This is a genomic window from bacterium, assembly GCA_024224155.1.
Taxonomy (GTDB): domain Bacteria; phylum Acidobacteriota; class Thermoanaerobaculia; order Multivoradales; family JAHEKO01; genus CALZIK01.
Genome location: JAAENP010000154.1, coordinates 163,255 through 179,600, shown reverse-complemented (window position 1 = coordinate 179,600; position 16,346 = coordinate 163,255). Strand labels below are relative to the sequence as shown.

Genomic DNA, 16,346 nt, shown 5'->3' with positions numbered 1-16,346 from the left:
ACAGGTCTCGGGTAGTACTCCGTGCGAGGTCGTTCGTGCAGTGTACTCTCAGCTGCGGAGGCAGCGATGACGAGCAGAAATTCCGGCGGCCCACACCGCAACCGACGAAGCCTGCTCAGGATGGTGCCCACCGACCTGGCCTGGGCGGCACTCTTCCTGGTCGTCTTCTCAGTACTCGTCGCACGCAACTACTTCCTGGACCACCCGAGCGCAGGCGGCCTGCAGATGGGCAAGCTCCGGCTGACGCCGTTCGGATCCCTGATAGCTCTCGACCTGCTCTTCGGTTTCTACCTGGTGAAGCGCTGGTGCACCCGCTTCGACCTGGATTGGTCGACCCTTTCGGGCGGATTGCCCTGGATCGCCGGTCTCGGTTACTTCATCTCCCACCTGGTGTCGATCGCAGCCTACTTTCCGCAGGACCTCACCAACCCGATCGCCCTGCTCGACTTTCGTAGCGGCATCTCCTCGTTTGGTGGTTTCTTCGGCGGCGCCGCTGTAGCGATCGTTTTCCTGAAGTGGCGCCGGCTCGACGTTTGGCGTTATTCCGACGCGCTGGTCTACGGCTTCGTCGGCGGATACATCTTCGGCCGTCTGGGGTGTTTTGCCATGCACGACCACCCCGGCGTGAAGACGGACTTCTTCCTCGCCGTCGACATCAAAGGGGTAGCGAGGCACGATCTCGGGCTGTACGAGATGTTCTTGATGATCGCACTCTTCACCCTCCTACATCTCTCGGCCCGTGAAGGCAGGCCCTCCCCGGGAACCGCGGTGGCCGTCACCGTGTTGGTCTACGCGCCGGTGAGATTCCTCTTCGACTTCCTGCGCATCGACGACGTTCTCTATTACGGTTTGACGCCGGGCCAGTGGTTCAGTCTTCCACTCTTCGCCATCGGGATATGGGCTTTCGCGGTCTCTCGCGCCGGCGCGAGATCGCAAGCCTGAGGGGCCTCCGGACCAGGCAGCAGACAACAAGGCGCGCCCACCTAAAGGGGTGGGAGAGGGCTACCCAAAAGGGTGTTGCGCTGTCGGCGGCGTTCCGGCCCTACTCACTCGAGCAACACCCAACACGGATCTCGGTGTGCGTCGGACCTCGCGGAAGCTTGGAGAATACTCAAGCCGAGACCCGGAGAAAGGAGAGTCCGTTATGAAGAAGTCCTCCAAGTATGCGTGGGCGGGGCAGATCGCATTGGCCATCGTGGCGACGGCATTCATCGGCGCCGGGTGCCCGCCGGACATCCCCCCCGGAACCGACTGCTGGGTAACCCAGCCGGGAACGGCCCAGACCGTCCAGATCCCGCATAACTTCTTTGGCCCGGCTTCTGATCCCGTCAACACGGTGATTCCCCTCGAGGGCTTGCCCCTGTCGGGCGCAGAGGTCCTCAACTGCGGTTGCACGGACGATGTCGAGATCGAGTGGGTCGATCGGCACGGTAACCCGACCGATCCGAACAGCGGTCACGCGGTCGAGCAGCGGGTCAACCCGACCGACCCGTTCGACACCTGTATCTGGCGGAAAGTGACCGCCAACTGGGATGGCGAGAACGTCGGCGTGGACGTGGAAATCGAGCTGAGACAGCTTTCCCTCAAGAGCGTCGAGCCGCTGGAGGTCACCTGGCACGAGACCACGGATCCCGTACCCTCGATGACGAAGCTCTTCGACGTCTTCGTGACCGAGAGCGCGACGCAAAACGGGGGCTCGATGACCTTTACGCCCGACGATCTCACTTGCAACAAAGCGGAAGGCGGGATCACGCTCGGAGACTTACCGGTGAAATGGGACGTCCGCTTCGTCGAGGTCGGCGGCGGCATCGAAAGAACCATCACCGATCAGCCGCTCATCCTGGCCGGTACGCTGGGGGACTTTCTGAAGAACCGCTAGCGACGACCACTCTGAGCTTCCAAGGCGTTCGGAAGGGTACAAGGACGAAGTCCGAATCAGACGGCAGAACATAATGGAGGTGAAACATGGCAGATGAAGCAACGACCCCGATGGCGCGGGCCCCGCGAAGCGAGCGTGAAGAGGCGGTCGTGGCGGCCGTTCCGATCCTGACCGGTGTGGCCGAAAAGTACTGGCTGGAGTTGGTGCAGTATCTGCCGGGAAGCGCGAGGAGCCTGTGGCTGTTCGTCAACGGCGAATGGAGGCATCTCGACGACCCTAATGACGGGATTCAGGACTCTGTGCAGGAGGCTTTCTGCCAGTGTCCCGGCCGGCTCGAGGTCGCTGTTTGGTATCGCGGTACGGTGATCGTCGGCTTGGTGGTCCGTTCTACCTAGAGGAGCCGTAGCGACCGTAGAAGTTCGGCGCGGCGCGCTTGCAGCAGAGCCATGCCCCGCCCTCGATGGAGGTGGCTTCGGGAAAGCGAAAGCTGTACCTTCCTTCTGGTCGGGGGTTCGATTCTATTGGTGGAGCCGATCGGGATCGAACCGACGACCTCTTGAATGCCATTCAGAGGCCTCTAGTTTGCTGGAGTCTGTTCTGGTTTGATTCTGGCCCCTTTTCTCTTGGTTCTGTTTGCTGCGGTCTGCTCTGGTTAGAGTCGGCTTGATTGCCATGTGATTGCCGACGTCGGTCGTCCCCTCCAGTGGCGCAAGACGGCTCAATAGGCCGAGCCCCTGAAATCTACCCGAGCACGACGAGAATCGTGTGCTCGAGACCGTCGTCGGAGAGCGGAACAGGCGCGTCCTTCGGCAGGGAGGCTTCGTCGAGACGGATGCTGGACACACCGCGGCAGACGCCACGCGGATTCTCGACGACAATCCGATAGAGGGTCTCGCCATATCGATAGTCGATCTCGAAACCCCTCCACTCCCGAGGAATGCACGGGTCGATCGCGAGGGCCGGACCGCGCTTCTGGAATCCGAGAATCGACTCGAGCCCGGCGCGGTAGAGCCAGCCCGCGGCGCCCGTGTACCAGGTCCATCCCCCGCGGCCGACGTGACCCGCAGCGGAGTAGACGTCCGCGGCGACCGCGTAGGGCTCCACCTTGTACCGGTGAGCGGTCGCCCGACGGCTGGCATGGTGAATCGGATTGAGAAGGTCGAAGAGGGCGACGCTCTTGTCGCCATCTCCCAGTCGAGCGAAGGCAATGACCGACCAGATCGCGGCGTGGGTGTATTGCCCGCCGTTCTCTCGAATGCCGGGTAGATAGCCCTTGATGTACCCGGGGTCTCTCTCGGTACGGTCGAAGGGCGGGGTGAAGAGCAACAGGAGGCGGTCCACCTCAAGGATCAGCCGTTTTTCGACCGATTCCATGGCCAGCCGCGCCCGCTCCGGGTCGCAGGCACCCGACAGGACCGCCCAGGACTGGGCAATCGAATCGATCTGGCATTCGTCGCTGGCTGCAGAGCCGAGCGGCGTCCCGTCGTCGAAGAACGCTCGCAGATACCACTTGCCGTCCCAGGCATTGCCTTCCATCGACGCCAGCAGGGCCTCGGCGCTCTGCCGCCAGCGTGCCGCACGCTCGAGCTCCGAGCGACCCTCGGCGATCCGGGCGAACTCGCACAGGTTCGAGTAGAGAAACCAGCCCAGCCATACGCTCTCTCCGCGGCCCTCTCGACCGACGCGGTTCATTCCGTCGTTCCAGTCGCCCGAGCCGATCAACGGCAGACCGTGACTGCCCACGGGGAGAGAACGATCCAGAGCTCGCGCGCAGTGTTCGAACAACGTCGATTGGTCTTCGGCGACCGTAGGCTCGAAGTACGACTCGTGCTCGTCCTCGGTCAGAAGGGGACCCTGGAGCCATGGGACCATCTCGTCGAGCACACTCGCGTCTTCGGTCACGGCCAGATACCGAGCCACGGCGTACGCCAGCCAAAGCAGGTCGTCGGAGATCCGCGTTCTGACACCACGCCCTGTAGGGGGGTGCCACCAGTGCTGGACGTCTCCTTCTCGGAATTGTCGAGCGGCCGCTCTCAAGATGTGCGCGCGGGCGATGTCCGGTCGCGCTACCAACAGGGCCATGACGTCTTGGAGCTGGTCGCGGAACCCGTAGGCTCCCCCGGATTGATAGAGGGCGGTGCGGGACCAGAGGCGACAGGAGAGCGTCTGATAGAGAAGCCAGCGGTTGAGCAGCAGGTCCATCGACCGATTCGGCGTGCGTACCTGGACCGTGCCGAGCACGGTGTCCCACCGCTCCTGCACCTGCTGCAGCAGAGCATCGCAATCCACCCCTCGATATCGCTCGACCAGCGCTCGCGCCTCCTCGCGACTTTCTCCCTGTCCGAGCAGAAACAGCACGTCGGTGCGCTGCCCCGGCTCGAGCTCCAGCTCCGTCTGCAGGGCGACGCAGGGGTCCAGGGTCCCGCCCGTCTTGCCGGAGAGCTCCTCGCCCCGCTCGAGCGAAGCCGGGTGGTCGAGGCCTGCGTTCCGCCCCAGGAACTCGAGGCGACTGCAGGTCCACGAGGTCTGACGGCCACCCAGGTCGGCGAAGGCGACGCGGCCCGCGAACTCGCCGTTCCAGGCGTTGTGCGCGAACGCGGCGCCGGTGGCTGGGTCGATCTCGCTGACCACGTAGGGCACCGAGCTGCTGCGCGTCACGCCGAGTACCCACTCGGCATAGGCCGTGACCGAGAGCCGGCGAGCGCGAGTCGACCGATTCACCACCGTGAGGCGGGAGATCTTGATGGAGTCGTCCGGCGGCACGAGCTGCGCCAGATCCAGCGCGATGCCGTGCGATGCATGCTCGAAGCGGCTGTATCCCTGGCCGTGCCAAACGGCGTACGAAGAGCGCTCTTCGCGGATCGGAAGACAGGTCGGACCCCAGATCAGCCCGTTGTCCAGATCGCGCACGTAGAACGCCTCGCCTGGCGTGTCGCTAACCGCATCGTTCGACCACGGCGTCAGCTTGTTCTCCCGGCTGTTGACGGACCAGGTATAGCCGGAGCCCGACTCGGAGACGTGGAATCCGAACTTCGGATTCGACACGACGTTGATCCACGGAGCCGGGGTCCACTGTCCATGGCCCAAGAGCGTGACGTACTCGCGGCCGTCGCGCGAGAATCCACCCAGGCCATTGAAGAACTCGAGATCGAGCCTCGGGACCGCGAGCGGCTCCACCTGTGAAACGCGTGACGCGCGCAACCGGGATCGCACCGGCCCCGGTCTCGAGCGGTCCAGCCGGATCACCTGTTCCGACAGCGTGCCCCGGTTCGCCAGGACCAGCACGCGCGCCGCCGAACGGAGCAGCAGCAGGTCCTCACGCGACAACAGGTCCTCCCGCAGCACGAAGACGTTGCCGAGCTCCCCGTTTCGCTCAGCCCCGAGCGCGGACCGACTCGCCCGCACCTCGGTCTCGAACGCTTCCTGAAGATCCTGCACGTAGGAGGCGCCCCTCGCGTTGAGAATCACCAGGTCCGCGGCGATCCCCTTCAGGCGCCAGTACTCGTGCGCCCTGAGAAGGTGTCGCGCGACATCGCGCTCCTCGTCGCGCTCCACGCGCACGACGGCGATCGGCAGATCGCCGGAGATACCGTGTGCCCACAGCCCGGAAGCTCCCCGACGGTTGGCGGCCAGCTCCTTGGTCGTAGTGCGCAGCGTGCGATCGTTGAAGAGAAGCCGATTGGCCAGCCGCTGGAACAGATGCGCCTCGTCCTGCGTGATTCCGAGGTGATGCAACTGGACCTGGGCGTACATCCACGCCAGCGAACTCTCCCGCTCGAACGTCTCCGGCTGGCGATGCTTCTCCGCGATCTCGAGGGCTTGCTCACGTGACCCCGCCACCAGCGTGGTGAAGACCACTCGGACCGTTTCGCCGGCGGGGATCGCCAACCGATACCGGAGGCTCACGATCGGATCCAACGTTGCCCCGGCACTGTTGGTCAACGGCTCGCCCTCGGTCACCGAGATCGCCGTCCCCACCCCGCGGCCCCGGCCCAGAAAGCGGGCGCGGTCGCCCTCGTACTGACACCCGCCAACCTGTTCCCCGTCGATCGCGGCGACATGCGCCAGCCAAGGTTGGGTCTCGCCATCCGAACGGGGGCGTCGCGTCGCCAGCAGGGCCTCGAGCCCGGCAACGAATTCGGTCTGCACGAACAGGTTCGAAAAGGCGGGGTGGGCCTCGTCCGCGGCCTGTGGAGCCAGGACGACTTCCGCGTAGGAGGTGAAGTCGATCACCCGGTCGCGGCTCCCGAGATTGGTCACCGTGAGCTGGCGCAGCTCCGCATCGTCTTCGGCCGAGACCAGGATCTCCAGCCTGATCGACAGCGACGGGTCGCTCTGAATGATCTTGGCCCGGTCTTCGGCGTAGACGACCTCGTACTGGTCCACTTCGGTACCGCTCGGCTGGAAGCCCGCCGACCACACCTCGCCACTGTTCGCATCCCGCAGGTAGATGAACGTGCCCCAGCAGTCACGCGTCGTGTCCTCGCGCCAGCGAGTAACGGCGAGTTCGCGCCACCGGCTGAAGCCGGAGCCCGCCGCCGTGACCATGACGAGATACCGACCGTTCGATAGAAGATGCGAGCGCGGCGGGATGTCGTGTGGCGATTCGAAGCGCCTCAGGAAGGGAGGCACCAGCTCACGGACCTGGGCCGCAGCCTGGACCTCCTCGCCGCGCGGTCGCGTGACGGCCACCGCACGCGGCGTTCGTTCCTGGAGCAACAGTTCCGAGGCCTGGACCATGGGATGCGATTGAAACCGCTTCTGGGCAAGGCCCTGGTGCACGACGTTGCCCAGCGAGACGATGGTCATCCCCTGGTGGTGGGCCATATAGGCCCGGACCACGGCCACTTGTTCGCCTTCGGGAAGCCGCGCGGGCGTGAAGTCCAGCGCCTCGTAGAAGCCATAGTCGCCCTGTGCCCCGATCGCCTCGAGCTGGGCGAGATTCGCAGCGGCAGCCCTGGGGTCGACCATCGATGCGAGAGCCGTGGCGTACGGAGCCACCACCACGTCCTCGAAGAGTCCGCGCTTGAGTCCCAAGCCCGGCACGCCGAAGTCCGAATACTGGTAGGTGAGGTGAACGTCGCGGACGTTGTAGGCGGACTCGGAAACCCCCCAGGGGACACCACGTTCCTTCCCATACTGAATCTGCCGTCCCACTACAAGCCGGCTGGTCAGGTCCAGCAGGCTGTGCGCAGGCTGTTCCATCACGAGCAGCGGCATCAAGTACTCGAACATCGATCCCGACCAGGAGACCAGCGCGGCACCGCGCCCAATCGGGGTGAGGGACCGGCCGAGAAGAAACCAGTGCTGTGGCGAAACGTCCCCCTTGGCGATGGCGACGAAGCTGGCCAGCCGAGCCTCCGAGGCCAGCAGGTCGTAGCAACTCGGGTCGAGGGTGCCGTCCGCCGTGCGGAAGCCGATGGAGAAGAGCTTGCGCGAGGGATCGAAAAGAAACCGGAAATCCATTGCCTGGGCCATCTGTTCCGCCTGCAGCGCGACGGCCGCGAGGCGATGCTGGAGCTCGCTCGGCGCTCCTTCGCTCGCGTCCGCGGCCCGGAGCATCTCGAGATCGCGCGCGTGACTCCGGACGGTGCCCCGAACGACGGTAGCCCAGGTCTCGATCTCCGCGCCGGACTCGTGCCCGGCCGCCGCGAGGGTGCGGACGATGTCGAGCAGGTTCTCGGCGCGGGCCTCGAGCTGCTCGAATCGGACACCCCATTCGTCGGTCGACGACGGCGGATCTCCCAGCCCAGCCGCCATCGCGTCGAGGGCCTCCCGCACCTGCGAGGCGGTGATCACCTCGGTTCGCGCCCCGGGCGGCGAATCTTCGATCGTCTCGCGCACCGGCTCGAGCGCATCGCGGATACCATCCAGAACCTGCGGGCCCAACGGTGGTACTTCCATGAGCTGGCGGCAGCCCTGCGCCAGCGCGACGAGATGCCCCGCGAGGTTTCCACTGTCGACGGTAGAGACGTACAGGGGATCGAGCGGCCGGAGGTCGGTGGTGTCGTACCAGTTGAAGAAGTGGCCGTGGAGCCGCCGCATCGCGTTCATCGTCTTCAGGGTCGCCTCGAGCCGTTCCACCATGTCCGCGATGCCGATCCACCCGAAGTCGCGGGCGGTCAGGGTGCTCAAGAGGTAGAGCCCCATATTGGTCGGCGAGGTACGGTGGGCGACCACCGGCTCGGGGTTTTCCTGGAAGTTGTCAGGAGGAAGGGCGTGCTCCTGCGCGTTCACGAACGTCTCGAAGAAACGCCAGGTGCGCCGAGCAATGAGGCGCAGCGTGCGCGTCTCGTCCGGCGACAGGCGGCGTCGCTCGGGGAGCTTCCTCGGGACGCTCAGGCGCCAAGCCAGAGCGGGAGCCATCATCCAGATGAGCACGAAAGGGCCGGCCACAGGCCACGCCTCCGGCCTGAGCGCGGCGACGAGCACGCCGATGGCCGCCGCGAGCAGCGGGCTCCAGCGCAGGTGCTGGTAGAAGGCGCGAAGCCTCAGGTCGGCCCCGTAGCCGGCCTGCGCTGCCGGCACCCACTCGAGCAGGTGCCGCCGGCTGACATAAAGCCGCCAGAGCGTGCGCAGCACTGCATCCGTGATGTAGGCGGCGCGGTGGGCCAGAGCCGCGATCGCGAGCACCAGCTGGAGCGCCGCGAGCCGCGCATCTCCGGCCGTGGCGCGCAGGTGACTGCGCTTCGAGAATCCGCTGCGCCGCGGGATCAGCCCGTCGATCACGGGCACGAGGGCCGGAAAAGCGAGTGCCGCCAGAACCAGGTTCGTCCACAGCACCGTCGGGACGTGCGGCAGCGTCCAGCTCACGACCATCAGCAGAAACGAGAACGGCCCCATGAGACTGCGGCGTAGGTTGTCCAACATCTTCCAGCGGCCCTGTACGGGTATGCGCGATCGGTTCACGCTCCGGGGGCCGCGGCCGAGAATCCAGGGGAGCAGCTGCCAGTCGCCCCGTATCCATCGCTGGGTGCGCTGGGCGGCCACCTCGTAGTTGGCGGGGAACTCCTCGAACAGGTCGATGTCGGTCGCGAGACCGGAACGGGCGAACAACCCCTCGAACAGGTCGTGACTCAGCAGCGCATTCTCCGGTACTCGCCCCGCGAGCGCCGCCTCGAACGCGTCGACGTCGTAGATCCCCTTACCCGTGTAGGAGCCTTCGCCGAAAAGGTCCTGATAGACGTCGGAGACCGCGGCCGCGTAGGGGTCAACTCCCCCGGGGCCCGATACGATGCGCTGATAGGTGGTGCTCTTCGGGCCCGTCGGCAGGGACGCCGTGACCCGCGGCTGGAGGATCCCGTACCCCTCGACCACCCGGCCCAGCGCGGGGTCGAAGCGCGGCCGATTGAGCGGGTGGGCCATGGTCCCGACGAGCTCGTAGGCGACCCGTCCGGGGAGTCGCGTGTCGGCGTCCAAGGTGATGACGTACCGGACGCCATCCGGCACGGTGGGCGGTCTGCCGTTGACCGGAATGAACGAGGTGTCGGTCGCGCCGCGCAGCAGCCGGTTCAACTCGTGCAGCTTGCCGCGCTTGCGTTCCCAGCCCATCCACTTGCCTTCCGCCTCGTTCCAGAGACGCCGACGGTGCAGCAGAAGGAATCGTCCCCCTCCCTCCGTCGGACGGCCGTATCGCTCGTTGAGGTCCGCGATGCCCTCGGCCAGCTCCTGAAGGAGCTCCTGGTCACCAGACACGTGCTCGTGGTCTGCGTCTTTCCAGTCCGTCAGGACGGCGAAATGGAGATGACCCTCGGGATTCGCCAGGTAGTGCACCTGGAGGCGCTCGATCATCTCTTCGATGCCCTCGTGGTCGGAGAGCAGACACGGAACCACGACTATGGTCCGCAGCTCGGCGGGCACACCACGGGTGAGATCGAGCTTGCTGAGCCGCCGCGGGGGAACGATCATCGCGACCAAGCGGTGGACGGCCGCCACCGCGATGTCGGAGGCGGGCACGAAGGCGAGGACCGCCAGGAGTACCAGGTTTGGCAGGCCGACTCCCGCCCTCCAGCTCAGCAACAGAGGCATGGTCAGCAGGACAGCAGTCAGCAAGGCGATCAGTCCGAAGTAGCCGGAGGTGGCGCGTTTGCGCCACGCGCGGCGAATCCGGAACCGCGGCAGGGGCCGATAGTCCAGCCGCTCCTCGAACGCCCACCTGCCGCCCGCCACCAGGTAGTATCCCGGGTCCTCCTCGCGGCGCTCGAGAACGGCCTGCGGTGCCGGCGGTGCGTCCGATGGCGTCGTCGCCGCCTCGGAGCCGGTCCGCGAGGACGCACGCTCACCCTCACGCTGGGACGCTTCGGCCAACGCCACAGCCTCGCGCGCTACCTCCAGCTCGGACCACTGGGAGCCCCGGGACAGCTCCTCGACAGCCTCCCGATACTTGTCGCGGGTGGCGAAGTCCATGGCAGCAAACCCGGGGACCGTGCGGAAGGTCTCGTCCACGAGGCTCACGCTCTCGAAGAACTCCGCCCAGCTGATGGACGACATCCACCGCATGCTCGTGATGATGTTGCGGACCGTGATATTCGCCGCGGCCTGGGCCTGATGGACCTGGGTCACGATCTCACCGGGCGAGGTCCCCTGGGCGGCCAGGGTCTCGTTCAGCCATTCGAGGGCCGGCGCCACCGAGAGCGGCTGGTCACGGAGTCGCTGCAGCAGTTGCACGGCGAACGCGCTGGCCAGCCGGGTGGCGCCCGGTTCCCCCAGCACTTCCTCGGCTCGCTCCACAGCGCGACCGCCCAGGCCCAGCAAACGATCCGCCAGCTGGTCGGCGCTCGCCCTTCCCCTGCGGGCACGGATGACCAGCTTCGTCAGCCGTCGCAGGTTCTCCACGAGAGCGACCCGAAGGTGGATCGCAATCGCCCAGGTTTCACCGATGTTGAGCGGCTGGATGCGCTGGTAGGCGCGCACGAAAGCGGTGAGCGTCTCCAGCTCGAATCGGCTGTCGGTATGCGCGACGTAGGCCCACGCCAAGCCGTAGACGCGCGGGTAACCACCGAGGTGGTAGCCCTCGGCGATCTTGGGCAGGAGCTTGTAGAAGCTGAACGGGAGGTGATCCCGGATCTCCCGGATCTGCTCGTCCACGACGTGGAAGTTGTCGAGCAGCCACTCCTCGGCCTGCGTGGTGTGCTGCTTTCGTCGCACCGCCCCGACGATGTCGCGGTATCCGGCGAGAAGAACCCTGCCGTTCTCTTGCACCCGCGGCAGGAGCCGGCGGCCTCGGTCGCGCGCAGGGGCGGTTGGTTGGGCCGCGGCCAGGCTTTCTCCATGCTGCTCGAGCCGCTCGATGCCGAACACCTCTGCGCGAATCGGCTCATCCACCCGCGGGAGAGCTGCGACCCTGGCGTCGATTACGCTCACGCCGCGCTACACGCCGAAGCCTGCGGAGACGAGCAGGCGGTAGGACGCCCTCGATCCATCTGGAAGCGCCGATGGGAGCGGTGAGTAGAGACTACCCGGGCGTACGAGCGATCAAGCGTCGGCACAGACGGCGCTAGTCTACAACGGGCTGGAGCCCTCTACGGCGCCTCGGGCTGAGAGGCCTCCGGAAGGGCAGCTTGATCGACCCTACTTGTACCCTACTCGCCTGCCCAGGCAACCGGGGCCCCAAGGGAAACACCCTGACCGACTCGGCGTCAGAAACTCAACTGGTGGAGCCGATCGGGATCGAACCGACGACCTCTTGAATGCCATTCAAGCGCTCTCCCAACTGAGCTACGGCCCCAGGAATGCCCGCGAACGCGGGAGCGAGAGTCTAGCCCCGGGTGTTGAAGGGTGTCAACAAGGATGGCGAGGCGGCGTCCGACCGCTACAGGTCTTGGTGGTCAGCCGCCAGAGCGCCGCTGCCATTCGCGCCCGCGCCGTTGCTCTCGATCCGCTCGAGCAGAACGGCCTTGAGCTTTTCGATGCCCTCGCCGGTCGCGGCGGAGACCGCCAGCGCCTCGTTGGCGGTACCGAAACCGCCGTCGCACAGGTCGATCTTGTTGAAGACCGGCAGGACGCGGCTCATGTCGACCCCGAGCTCCTCGAGGACTTCGTCGCCCACGTCCATCTGATCGCGCCATCTCGGGTGGCTTCGGTCAACGACATGAAGAACCAGATCCGCCTGATTGATCTCCTCGAGTGTGCTGCGAAATGACGCCACCAGGTGATGCGGCAACTTGCGAATGAAGCCGACGGTATCGACGAAGACGGCCGTCGCCGGGCCTCCGAGAGAGCCCTTGCGAAGCCTCGAGTCGAGAGTGGCGAACAGACGGTCTTCGGCCCGAACGCCGGCGCGGGTAAAGCGATTGAAGAGGGTCGACTTGCCGGCATTGGTGTAGCCGACGAAAGCGACGATCGGCACTCCCCGCCGCCCGCGTCGATGGAGCTCGCGCGTTCGCTCGATCTTGAACAGCTCCTTCTTCAACTGCTTGATACGCGTGCGCAGCATGCGCCGGTCGGCCTCGAGCTGGGTCTCGCCCTCACCACCTCGAACTCCTATACCGCCGGCCTGGCGAGACAAGTGGGTCCAGCGGCGCGTCAGTCGCGGTAACTGGTACTCGAGCTGCGCCAGCTCGACCTGGGTACGGGCTTCGCGAGTGCGCGCCTGACGGACGAAAAGGTCCAGGATCAAGGCACTGCGATCGATCACCGCGCACTTGATGGTCTCTTCCAGGTTCTTGACCTGATTCGGCGAGAGATCGTCGTCGAAGATCACCACGTCCGCGCCGAGCTCGTCGGCCGCGCGCGCGATCTCGCTGACTTTGCCGCGTCCGACCAGAGTTCTCGCGTCGGGCGCGCGCCGGCTCTGCAGGCTTCTTCCCACCACTTCCATGCCCGTGCTCCGGGCAAGCTCGGCCAGCTCGTCGAGATTCTCCTCGACGACGAAGCCGGGCTGCGCCGGTAGCGCGAGCCCCATGAGGAAGGCACGCGACGCGGGCCGTTCGGATCGCTCTATCAAACTGCTATCTGAAAAGGAGGCCGCACCTAGAAATGAATCGCGACACCGGCGTGCCCCATCACCAAGGTATCGACGCTGTCGAGATTGGTCAAATGGCCGGAGAGCTCGAGCAGGAAACCGAAGCGACTCGTGAGCACGAACTCTCCGCTGATCCCCAGGGCCAGGCCGACCGACTCCTCGGTGAAGCCCTGGCCCAGAGGCAGGACGCCATCCAAGCTGTAGAGGCCGAGGCCTATGAAAAGGCCCGATTCGTAGAAGGTCTCGGTGAACCTGTATTCACCGACGACGGTGGCGTAGTCGAGCGAGGTATCGATCGAGCCGCCGATCAATCCGCCGCCGAGGTCGAGCTCGCCGACTCGCAGCCCGACCAGCAGTTGGTCCTCGGGTTGCACCGAAAAGCCGAGCTGGTAGGTCGAATTCGAAAGTCCGGCCTCGTCCTCGTCCATCGAGCCGCCGACGCCGGCCCAGAGATTGAAGCTGTAGACGGAGCTCTCGGCCGCCGCGGTGGCCGGCAGCGCCAGGACCAAGAGAACGAAGACAAGGATGAAGGCGGATCTGGCTCGACTCAAGTGGTTTCTCCCAACCGTCGCTTACGGTGAAGGTCCGTGGCCCGTCTAGCGGATCGAGGGCCGAGCGCGAGTATACCGGCTCGAATCGCGTCTTTGACGTTGAGCATGACTACAAGCGAGACACTTGCCGTGGTCGCCCAGCGCCTGGGAAACCGCCTCATGGATGTTCTCGTTCCCTGCCGGTGCCTGCACTGCCACGACACGGAACCGGGCGCCATGCCCCTGGGGCTGTGCACCGGTTGCAGGGGGCGACTCGAGCCGCTCCCCTCACCGAGCCGGGGGGCCTGCGATCTCTGCGGCCGGGTGCTTCATGTTCCCAAGGCGAGCACGACGTTGCGTTGTGTTCCGTGCATGACCAGGCGCTCGCCGCTCGATCGCCTGTACTGCGCCTGGCGCTACGAAGAGCCTCTGAACGCCGTGATCCAAGGTCTGAAGTTTCACGACCTCTCGTACCTGGGCAGGCACCTCGCCCGGGAGCTGGACGCCATCTTGCCCCGGGACCTAAAGGTGGACGCGGTCGTGCCGTTGCCGCTTCACTGGCGTCGGGCGTGGACTCGTGGCTACAACCAGGCCGCCGAAATCGCCCGACCGCTGGCCCGCCACCGGGGCTGGCTCTTAGAAGAGATGCTGGTCCGGCGACGCGCGACGCAGCCTCAATCCGGCCTCGACCGGGCCGGTCGCAAGCACAATCTGCGCCGTGCCTTCGTCGCCCGGCGCCGTCGCCGGCGCTTCCGCGGGAGCGGAAAACGCCTTCTACTGGTTGACGATGTCTACACGACCGGGGCCACCCTCGAGGCCGCGGCACGGGTTCTTCGAGCCGAGGGCGCCCGTTGGGTGGGAGCCGCGGTGGCCTGCCGCACGCCGGACTCTAAACATTAACAACAAACGTCGGTTAACATCTTTGACGATGGGAGCCGACCTCCCTATACTTCAGAGTCGTATAGCTAGCTATGCCTAGGAAGACCCAGACACTCTTGTTCGCGCTCGTGCTGATCTTCGCGAGTTTTGGTGTCACAGGCGTCGCGGACGTTGCGCGGGCCGACGGCGGCGCGCTCGCGGGGCGCGTCGAGACTTCGGCGTCGCCTCTGTCGACGGTTCGGGTCTATGCCTACGCGCTTGCCGACTTGAGCCTGCGCAAGGAAATCACCGATCGCTCGGGAGTGTTCCTGTTCCACGACCTGCCTGCCGGTTTGTACAAGATCGTGGCCTTCAAGCGCGGCTTCGTACCGGCGGTCGTGATGTTGAGCCGAGCTTCGCAGGACGCGGTGCAGTTTCTCGAGGTTCAGCTCAACCAGCCGCCCGCCTATAGCGAAAGCGCGGCGGCCTCGTTCTGGGAAATACGCGAGTCGATTCCCACCGACGTGCTTCGTGACATCGAGCTGCCGGTCGTCCCGGTCTTCGCGGTCGATGACGACTCGTCCTCATACGATGAGACCGTTCCGAGCGCCGGCTTTCAAACGCAGATGCGCGCTACCACCGGCGTGCACGAGGGCGTCGATGTCGGGGAAGCACAAGTCAGCGGCGCCGAGTTCGACGTAACCGGTCAGGTCAACGATGTGCGGATCGATCTCAAGGGCGGCTACACGACGCTGGCCGGTGACACGCTCGACCAGCGCAGCCCGGAAGGCTCGACCCAGGCCCTGAGCCTTCGAGTCGCCAACTCGAAGCGCTCCACGGTCGGCTTCAGCACCACCAGCAGCCACCTCGCCGGTCCGGCCGATTCGATCGGCGATGACGATTCCGTCAATCTGGAACGGCACCAGCTGAGCTGGACCCAGGCCCTGGGCCGTCGCGCCAGCTCGAGTCTGTCGGCCCAGTACATCGAGGAGAGCAACTTCTACAGCCAGGCTCACCTCACTCCCGAGGCCATCCCCGGAGCTTCCAGATCGTTCAAGCTCGAGGGGTCCTACGAGAACCAGATCACCGACCGCTCCAACTTCGAAGCGGGAGTCCGCTACCGCGAGCGCGACACCGAGTACCGCACCCCGGATGCCCATAACCTGTTGCCGCAGGAGACCGTCGAGCTCTTCGGTCGCGCGGGCTGGAAAGTCAAACCGGCCGTGGTCGTCCAGTACGGACTCTATTCGGCGCTTCGCGACGGAACGGTATCGCTCGCGCCCCAGGGCGGCGTCGTCTTGCAGCTCGGCGAAAACTGGCAGGCGTCCACGCTCGCCAGCCGTCGCATGAGCTCCGAAGGCGAGCTGTACCGACACGCCGACTTTCGGCCGGCCTACTATCGCGACGCGCGCGGCTGCAGCGAAGCCGAAGAGTACTGCTATGAGCTGTCGTTCTCACGCAGCTCGCGAGACGATCGGACCATCAAGGTCGGCGCGATTCACCGGAAGATCGGTGAGACCCAGCGCTTGTTCTTCGACTCGGACTTCTTCGACCGTTTCGACAGTCTCTACCTTGTCGACGGTGACCGGCTTCCCGAGGTCAAGGTCGAAGTCACCCACAGGATCTCCCCGAACGTTCTGACTCGAATCGAATCGAATCTCGGAGCCGGCGGCGGCGGCTTGATGCGCACCGCGGACGACTCCTTCGAGAACGAGGTCCGATACCTGGTGACCTCGGTGGATACACGCTTCGAAGAGACCGATACCGGCCTCTACTTCGCCTTCCATCGCCTGGAGCAAGAGCTGACGCCGCTGGCCGGCGCCCAGGTTGTCGGCTCCGAAGTGGCTCTCGAGCGCCTGCAGGTCGGCGTCAGTCAGGAGCTCGGCTTCCTGGATCGCCTCGCCTCCGATCTCGCCCTTCACCTCGACATGGAATTGAGTCGCGGTGGAACCTCACAAGAGCTCTTCGACGAGCTGCGCAAGCGGATCACCGGCGGCCTCGCGGTCACGTTCTAGGGCTCGCGCCGCGGCGCGCGGCCGATTCGGCAGCTCAAAAAGCTGAATCCAATAGGCCGCACATCGTCCACTTTTTTGGATAAAGTCTTGTAAGAGCCCTC

At 65.5% G+C, this 16,346-nt stretch carries 8 protein-coding genes and 1 tRNA gene; 5 read left to right on the top strand and 4 right to left on the bottom strand.

Annotation, left to right across the window (positions count from 1 at the left end):
• Positions 1-66 precede the first annotated feature (66 nt).
• From GY769_09690 to GY769_09680, 3 genes are all read left to right on the top strand, one after another.
• Positions 67-942 carry a prolipoprotein diacylglyceryl transferase gene (locus GY769_09690; GenBank protein ID MCP4202194.1) on the top strand — a complete coding sequence of 292 codons (876 nt, stop codon included), beginning with the start codon at positions 67-69 and terminating at the stop codon, positions 940-942.
• A gap of 202 nt (positions 943-1,144) precedes the next feature.
• The gene (locus tag GY769_09685; GenBank protein MCP4202193.1) at positions 1,145-1,879 is read left to right on the top strand and encodes a hypothetical protein; all 735 of its coding nucleotides are present in this window, start codon (positions 1,145-1,147) and stop codon (positions 1,877-1,879) included.
• 86 nt (positions 1,880-1,965) lie between these two features.
• Positions 1,966-2,274, top strand: a complete 309-nt coding sequence (locus GY769_09680) for a hypothetical protein (protein ID MCP4202192.1) — start codon at positions 1,966-1,968, stop codon at positions 2,272-2,274.
• Between the two features lie 346 nt (positions 2,275-2,620).
• On the opposite strand, the gene GY769_09675 is transcribed toward GY769_09680, so the two are convergent.
• From GY769_09675 to GY769_09660, 4 genes are all read right to left on the bottom strand, one after another.
• Positions 2,621-11,242, bottom strand: coding sequence for a hypothetical protein (locus tag GY769_09675; GenBank protein MCP4202191.1), 8,622 nt, complete (start codon positions 11,240-11,242; stop codon positions 2,621-2,623).
• A 288-nt stretch (positions 11,243-11,530) separates the two neighbouring features.
• A tRNA-Ala gene (locus GY769_09670) sits at positions 11,531-11,606 on the bottom strand.
• Positions 11,607-11,690: 84 nt separating this feature from the next.
• Complete coding sequence (hflX, locus tag GY769_09665) at positions 11,691-12,824, bottom strand: GTPase HflX (GenBank protein MCP4202190.1); 1,134 nt, start codon at positions 12,822-12,824, stop codon at positions 11,691-11,693.
• Positions 12,825-12,850: 26 nt separating this feature from the next.
• Positions 12,851-13,393: a hypothetical protein gene (locus tag GY769_09660; GenBank protein MCP4202189.1), complete on the bottom strand. Its 543-nt coding sequence runs from the start codon at positions 13,391-13,393 to the stop codon at positions 12,851-12,853.
• A 105-nt stretch (positions 13,394-13,498) separates the two neighbouring features.
• On the opposite strand from GY769_09660, the gene GY769_09655 reads away from it, so the two are divergent.
• A complete protein-coding gene (locus GY769_09655; GenBank protein ID MCP4202188.1) occupies positions 13,499-14,272 on the top strand; it encodes a ComF family protein in 774 nt (257 codons plus the stop codon).
• A gap of 71 nt (positions 14,273-14,343) precedes the next feature.
• Positions 14,344-16,245, top strand: a complete 1,902-nt coding sequence (locus tag GY769_09650; GenBank protein ID MCP4202187.1) for a carboxypeptidase regulatory-like domain-containing protein — start codon at positions 14,344-14,346, stop codon at positions 16,243-16,245.
• Positions 16,246-16,346 lie beyond the last annotated feature (101 nt).